A 6,458-nucleotide genomic window follows, 5' to 3' on the forward strand; every position below is an offset into this window, starting at 1 on the left:
CAAGCCGCCGCCGTCACCCGGCCGGGACGTCACTCCAGCGGAGCCGCACCCGAATGTTTACCCCCAGCGGTGAGTGGCAGACCGAGCCGCCGCTGTCGAGTGGTGGTCGCGTAGACTGGTGCGATGGCAGCCGGAATCGAAGAGATCACGCAGATGGCGCTGACACTCCCGGTGGACGGGCGCGCCAAGGTCGCCAGCGTCCTGCTTGCCAGCCTCGACGACGTGGCCGACCCGGCCGAGGTTCACGAGGCGTGGACGTCAGAGATCACTTCTCGGGTCGATGACCTCGTGAGTGGCCGCGTGAAGACGATCCCCAGGACTGAGGTCAGGGCACAACTCGCGGCAGATCGAGCCGCGAGGCAGCGTTGACGCTCGACGTCAGCTATCACCCAGAAGCCCTTGCCGAACTTCGCGCCGACGTTGGATGGTACGAAGCGCGTGGCATAGGGCTGGGGGATCGCTTTGAGTCCTCAGTCGACGACGTGCTCGACGCCCTCGTGGAGTGGCCGGAGTCGGGTGCGGTGTGGCCGGGCTGGGACAGGATCCCGGTCGTCAGGTCTCGCCGCCTGGTCGACTTCCCCTATCGGCTGGTGTATATCGTGCAACCTGGCGTTCTCGTCGTCGTTGCGCTCGCGCACCAGAAGCGGAAGCCGGGCTATTGGCGTGATCGAGTGGCGTCGACCTGAGCAGCAAGGGCGGCCCCGCCAGCTCGTAGGCAGCCACTCGGGTCTTGTCCTCAGCGGTCGGCCAGGGGTGTGCGTACGTGCTCAGGTGTCGTGGTGGCGGACGCGTGGCCCAATGCCTCGTTGCACGGTGACAACGTGGCACCCTGCAGCGATCAGGCCGCCCGCGAAGTGCAACAGTGGGTCGTGCAGTCTGTGGTTGGTGCCGGCGTCCTCCGCCCCGCGCGGCAGGCTCATCCACGACCGCGCCCTGGCCATCCTCACCGACGCCAGCCGCGACCTCGCCGCGCTCATCCGGCGGGCCAGCCAGGCGACCAAGCAGCTCCTACCGGCCGGGCTGATCCTCGCGCCGGCCCGGACCCTCCCGGCCACCGAGGATCGTCTCCACACCCGCGCGACCGGGCGATACGTCGCCGTCAACGCCTGCGACGCCCCAGACCTCATCGCAGCCATGACCACCGCCGAGATCGCGACCGAGCAGACGGGCCGATCCCTGCGAGATTTCGCCCGCACCATGCGCCCGAACGTCCCGCGGGAGGAACTCGTGGCCAGGCCTCTTCTGTGACCACGAGCGCCGATGGCGCCCCGCAGCCCCGGTGTGCCTGTTAAAGGCCAGCGCAGTTCAGGAGTAGTCACGACAGTTCAACCCAATCGGATAGTCCTCACGGTGGAGGAGGCAGTGGATCGACTCGGGGTGGGTCGCACCCCCGTCTATGCACTCGTCCGCAGCGGGGACATCGAGTCCATCGCCATCGGACGAATTCGCCGGATTGGCTGCGACGCGCTGGACGACTTCATGAGCCGCATGCGCGAGCTGGGCCACGAGGCGCGTCAACTCCATGGCGACACCGAACGATGAGCGGCGCAGGTCCCCCGATCTCGCCAAGCAAACCTCCGGTCCGCGATCTACAAGGGAACCGATGGTTGGTGGCACGGACGGGTCACCGTCGGCGTCCGAGATGACGGCCGAAAGGACCGTCGACACGTGATGGCCGCCTCAAAGGCCGAGGTGACCAGAAGGTGCGCGCTCTCGAAGCCGCGCGGACCGAGGGCAAGGTCCCGACAGCGGGGGCCCACCGGACCGTGGAGCGCTGGCTGAACCACTGGCTCGAGCACATCGCCGCTGCGCGCACGTGAAACCGAGCACCTTGGCCGGGTACCGCGTCGCCATCCAGACCCACCTCAATCCCGGGATCGGCAGGCACAAGCTGGACCGCCTTCGGCCAGAGCACCTTGAGCACCTCTACGGGAAGATCCAGAAGCGCCCGACGAAGACCGGTGGGACGACCAAGCCGGCCACCGCCCATCAGGTCCATCGGACTGTCCGGACCGCCCTGAACGAGGCCATGCGTCGCGGCTACATCACGGGCAACCCCGCTTCCGTGGCTCGCGCCCCCCGTGTCGACCCTCACGACGTCGAACCGTTCCGCGTCGACGAGATCAAGCGCCTGTTCCTCGCGGCCACCCAGGCCCGGAACGGAGCACGGTGGGTCCTCGCCCTGGCGCTCGGCCTCCGCCAGGGCGAAGCACTCCGGCTCCAGTGGACTGACGTCGACATCGAGCGGGAGGTGCTCGCCATCCGTGGCAGCCGACTGCGGCCCCGCTACCGACACGGCCATGGCGCAGCGCTACGCGCCCGTCATCGACCCGATCCGACGCGACATCGCGGACCGCGTCGGTGGCCTGCTGTGGGACCGGCCCGAGCCACCGCCAGAGGCCAAATGAGACTAGAAATGAGACTAGACGGGAAACGCCGGTCAGGCCCACGAGGGGCCGACCGGCGTTTCCGCTGGTCAAACGCGGTGGCGGTGGGATTTGAACCCACGGTGGAGTTGCCCCCACACACGCTTTCGAGGCGTGCTCCTTAGGCCGCTCGGACACGCCACCGGGGCAGACCTTACCCGAGCCGCCGGTGCTCGAAGAAATCGACGAGCAGCTCGGCAGACTCCGCGGCGCGCACTCCCCCGACGATCTCGACGTTGTGGCTCGCGAGGGGATCTCGGGTCAGATCCCACACCGACCCGCACGCCCCGGCCTTCGGGTCCCACGCCGCGAAGACGACCTGCTCGAGCCGGGCCGCCATGGCAGCGCCGGCACACATGACGCACGGCTCGAGGGTCACGACCAAGCGGCACCCCGTCAGGCGCCATACGCCCATCCGCCGGGCCGCCTCCCGCAGGGCGACGATCTCGGCGTGCCCCGTCGGATCCGCTTGCTCCTCACGGACATTGCGACCTTGACCGATCACCTCACCCTCGGGTGAGAGCACGACGGCGCCGACCGGCACGTCCTCGGATCCGGCTGCCAGCTGGGCCAGCTCTAGGGCCGACTCCATCCATTTCTCGTATCTCTCGGGCGTCACGATCGCGGCGGTCATGGCCGGCTGGGCTTGCTCCTTCACGCGATAAGTTTCCCCCATGGACGTCCACGTCGCCGACCATCCGCTCATCGCCCACAAGCTGACCTACCTGCGCGACAAGCGGACCGACAGCCCGACGTTCCGGCGCTTGGCCGAGGAGCTCGTCACGCTGCTCGCCTACGAGGCAACGCGCCAGGTGCGCACCGAGCCGTTCGCGATCGAGACCCCCGTGGCGCCGACGACCGGAATCAAGCTGGCCAAGCCCAAGCCGATCATCGTGCCGATCCTCCGGGCCGGCCTCGGGATGCTCGAGGGTATGGTGCGCCTGCTTCCCAGCGCCGAGGTCGGCTTCCTCGGGATGATCCGCGACGAGGAGACCCTCGAGGTGTCCGCCTACGCCAACCGGCTGCCGGAGAGCCTCACCGGACGACAGGTCTTCGTCCTCGACCCGATGCTCGCGACCGGCCACACCCTCGTCATGGCGATCGACTACCTCACCGGCATCGGCGCCCGCGACATCACCTGCGTCTGCCTGCTCGCTGCGCCGGAGGGCATCAGGCACGTCGGGGAGGAGGTCGCCGACAGCGACATACCGGTCAAGATCGTCGTCGGCACGATCGACGAGCGACTCGACGAGAAGGGCTACATCGTCCCGGGGCTCGGCGACGCGGGCGACCGCCTCTACGGCGTCGTCTGAGCGCGCCACGCGCGCGTCACACAGCCGCGCGCCTCGCCTGACTCGCGCAGCCGCCCCATCCACGCGACACACCCGCGCGCCTCCCGCGATCGAGTGGCCCGGGTCGGCAGACTCGATGACGACCCATGCCCTCTCGGGGTCGTCCCCGGTCTGGAGCTGCCCCTCATGTCCAAGGTCAAGAAGATCATCCTCTGGGTGGTCGTCGCCTTCTTCGCGTATGCGATCTACAACTCGCCAGATCGGGCGGCCGGAATCGTCAGCGACATCGTGAGCGTCATCGTGGAGGCCTTCTACGCGATCCTGCAGTTCTTCGACTCCCTGCTCAGCAGAGCCTGACGCCGGAGCCCCATGGCCCTGCTCCGACCCGACATCCCGACGGCGGTCGCCACCTACCTGCTCCCGGGCGAGCAGGTGGTGGCCGCCGTGCACCACCACTGGGCCCGGGTCGCCGAGCCGATCGGCACAGCCGGAGCCGGCCTCATCGTCGCCCTCTGGGTCGACTCCAACATCACCGCACCCACCGAGTTCGTCGCCACCGTCGTGTGGCTCGGCTTCCTTCTCATTCTGGCAAGGGCACTCTGGCACCTGATCGAGTGGCGCCACGACTGGTTCGTCGCGACCGACAAGCGGCTGCTGCTGCGCTACGGGCTGGTCACCCACAAGGTCGCCATGATGCCGCTGCTCAAGGTGACCGACATGAGCTACGTGCGCTCCGTCCCCGGGCAGCTGCTCGGCTACGGCCAGTTCATCATGGAGAGCGCCGGCCAGGACCAGGCCCTTCGGGTCGTCAACTGGGTGCCGCGCCCCGACGAGACGTATCGCGCCATCTGCGGCCAGATCTTCCAGTCCGCCCCGGACGCCGAGGCCGAGCCGGGCCCGGACACCGACGACGGGCCGGGCGGCGACAGCGCCCCCGATCAGCCCCCGGGATTCCCCGATGTCCCCTCGACCCACAGCGCCGTCCAGGACCGGCTCGACTCATGGTCGCGTGCGCTGCCGGTCCAGGGTGGCGAGCAGGTCTACGCCAGCGAGGACATCCGCGAGAGCCGGCGCGGTGCGAAGACCGGGCCGATCGAGCAGCGCCCCGGCCGGCGCTGGCGCCGCGGCAACCCGAGCGTCTGACCACGACGCACCAAAGTCGGTATGCCGCTGGGGGAGCCAAGCGGGCCCGTGGGGTCTAGCGTGTGGAGGGTCGCTTTTTGCCTGTTTCTCAGGAGGCCAACGATGTCCGTGCTCCGGACCAAGTCGATCGAGCAGACGCTTGCCGCTGCCGAGGATGAACACCACCACCTCAAGAAGCGGCTCACCGCCCTCGACCTGACCGTCTTCGGTATCGGCGTCATCATCGGCGCCGGCATCTTCACCCTGACCGGCCGGGCCGCACGCGACTACGCGGGCCCGTCGATCGCGCTGTCCTTCGCCGTCGGCGCCCTGGTCTGTGGGTTGGCCGCCCTCTGCTACGCGGAGTTCGCCTCGACCGTGCCCATCTCCGGGTCGGCCTACACCTTCTCCTACGCCACCCTGGGTGAGCTCGTCGCGTGGATCATCGGCTGGGACCTGCTCCTCGAGATGATGCTCGGGGCCAGCGTCGTCGCGCAGGGCTGGTCGCAGTACTTCGTGACCTTCCTCGACCAGATAGGCATAACGTGGCCGGCGCCCGTCGGGCCCGGCTCACACTTCGACCTCGCCGCGTTCCTGCTCATCGCCGCCCTCACGGCCCTGGTCTCCTACGGCATCAAGGAGTCGCTGCGCGTCAACCTCGTCCTGGTCGGCGTCAAGCTCTTCATCGTCCTGTTCGTCATCATCGCGGGCCTGTTCTACATCAACCGCGACAACTGGACCCCCTTCATCCCCCCGGCGGCCCCGGGTGCGGCGGCCGAGGGCCTGACGACCCCGCTGTTCCAGTGGGTGACCGGGGTGACCCCCACCACGTTCGGGACCCTCGGCATCATGGCCGGTGCCGCCATCGTCTTCTTCGCCTACATCGGCTTCGACGTCGTCGCGACGACCGCCGAGGAGGCCAAGAACCCGCAACGCGACCTGCCCATCGGCATCATCGGGTCCCTGATCATCTGCACGATCCTCTACATGGCGGTCTCGCTCGTCATCACCGGCATGGTCAAGTACACCGAGATCGACCCGAAGGCGGCCTTGGCGACAGCGTTCCTCGACGTCGGACGGTCCGGCTTCGCCACCCTCATCTCCGCCGGAGCAGTCGCCGGCCTGACCACCGTCGTCATGACCCTCATCATCGGCGCCACCCGCGTCACCTTCGCGATGAGCCGCGACTGGCTGCTGCCCGAGTCGCTCGGCGAGACCAACCCGCGCACCGGCACCCCGATCAGGCTCACCGTCATCATCGGCGTCGCCTGCGCCCTCATCGCCTCGCTCACTCCGATCGGCAAGCTCGAGGAGATGGTCAACATCGGGACCCTCTCGGCCTTCCTGCTCGTCTCGCTCGCGATCCCGATCCTGCGCAAGCGGCGGCCCGACCTGAAGCGGTCCTTCAAGGTCCCGGGCAGCCCGTTCGTCCCGTGGTTGTCGGCCCTGCTGTGCTTCTACCTGATCCTCAACCTGTCCATCGAGACGTGGCTGCGCTTCATCGTGTGGATGCTGCTCGGCTTCGCGATCTACTTCGCCTACTCGCGCAGCCACAGCCGCCTTGCAGTCGGAGAGTTCGACGAGCACGAGCGGCGCGGCACGCCCCAGATGCTCGACG

General features: G+C 68.4%; 10 protein-coding genes, 1 tRNA gene and 1 pseudogene. 10 read left to right on the forward strand and 2 right to left on the reverse strand.

The window, feature by feature from the left end; all coding sequences use genetic code 11:
- Positions 1-123: 123 nt before the first annotated feature.
- From L0H79_RS19580 to L0H79_RS19600, 6 genes and pseudogenes are all read left to right on the forward strand, one after another.
- Positions 124-369, forward strand: a complete 246-nt coding sequence (locus L0H79_RS19580; RefSeq protein WP_301486321.1) for an addiction module protein — start codon at positions 124-126, stop codon at positions 367-369.
- Entirely contained in the window at positions 366-686 is a 321-nt protein-coding gene (locus L0H79_RS19585) for a type II toxin-antitoxin system RelE/ParE family toxin (RefSeq protein ID WP_301486322.1), read from the forward strand. The genes L0H79_RS19580 and L0H79_RS19585 overlap by 4 nt, the downstream gene beginning before the upstream one ends.
- Positions 687-885: 199 nt before the next feature.
- A complete protein-coding gene (locus L0H79_RS19590; protein ID WP_301486323.1) occupies positions 886-1,248 on the forward strand; it encodes a hypothetical protein in 363 nt (120 codons plus the stop codon).
- Between the two features lie 102 nt (positions 1,249-1,350).
- Positions 1,351-1,542 (forward strand): helix-turn-helix domain-containing protein, encoded by a 192-nt coding sequence (locus L0H79_RS19595; RefSeq protein WP_301486324.1) that lies wholly within the window; start codon positions 1,351-1,353, stop codon positions 1,540-1,542.
- 274 nt (positions 1,543-1,816) lie between these two features.
- Positions 1,817-1,873 (forward strand): annotated as a pseudogene (locus L0H79_RS22310) (hypothetical protein); the annotation flags it as partial.
- A gap of 391 nt (positions 1,874-2,264) precedes the next feature.
- A complete protein-coding gene (locus tag L0H79_RS19600; RefSeq protein ID WP_301486325.1) occupies positions 2,265-2,408 on the forward strand; it encodes a hypothetical protein in 144 nt (47 codons plus the stop codon).
- 75 nt (positions 2,409-2,483) lie between these two features.
- Here the strand turns inward: L0H79_RS19600 and L0H79_RS19605 are convergent.
- Positions 2,484-2,570, reverse strand: a tRNA-Ser gene (locus tag L0H79_RS19605).
- A 10-nt stretch (positions 2,571-2,580) separates the two neighbouring features.
- Positions 2,581-3,018, reverse strand: coding sequence for a nucleoside deaminase (locus L0H79_RS19610; RefSeq protein WP_301486330.1), 438 nt, complete (start codon positions 3,016-3,018; stop codon positions 2,581-2,583).
- Between the two features lie 82 nt (positions 3,019-3,100).
- Here L0H79_RS19610 and upp point away from each other — a divergent pair, with 82 nt between their 5' ends.
- The 4 genes from upp to L0H79_RS19630 form a co-directional block, all read left to right on the forward strand.
- Positions 3,101-3,739, forward strand: coding sequence for a uracil phosphoribosyltransferase (gene upp / locus L0H79_RS19615; RefSeq protein ID WP_301486326.1), 639 nt, complete (start codon positions 3,101-3,103; stop codon positions 3,737-3,739).
- 165 nt (positions 3,740-3,904) lie between these two features.
- Complete coding sequence (locus L0H79_RS19620) at positions 3,905-4,075, forward strand: hypothetical protein (protein WP_301486327.1); 171 nt, start codon at positions 3,905-3,907, stop codon at positions 4,073-4,075.
- 12 nt (positions 4,076-4,087) lie between these two features.
- The gene (locus tag L0H79_RS19625; protein WP_301486328.1) at positions 4,088-4,861 is read left to right on the forward strand and encodes a PH domain-containing protein; all 774 of its coding nucleotides are present in this window, start codon (positions 4,088-4,090) and stop codon (positions 4,859-4,861) included.
- 102 nt (positions 4,862-4,963) lie between these two features.
- On the forward strand, positions 4,964-6,458 hold a 1,495-nt coding region (locus tag L0H79_RS19630; RefSeq protein WP_301486329.1), incomplete at its 3' end, for an APC family permease.

This window comes from Intrasporangium sp., assembly GCF_030452765.1.
Taxonomy (GTDB): Bacteria; Actinomycetota; Actinomycetes; order Actinomycetales; family Dermatophilaceae; genus Intrasporangium_A.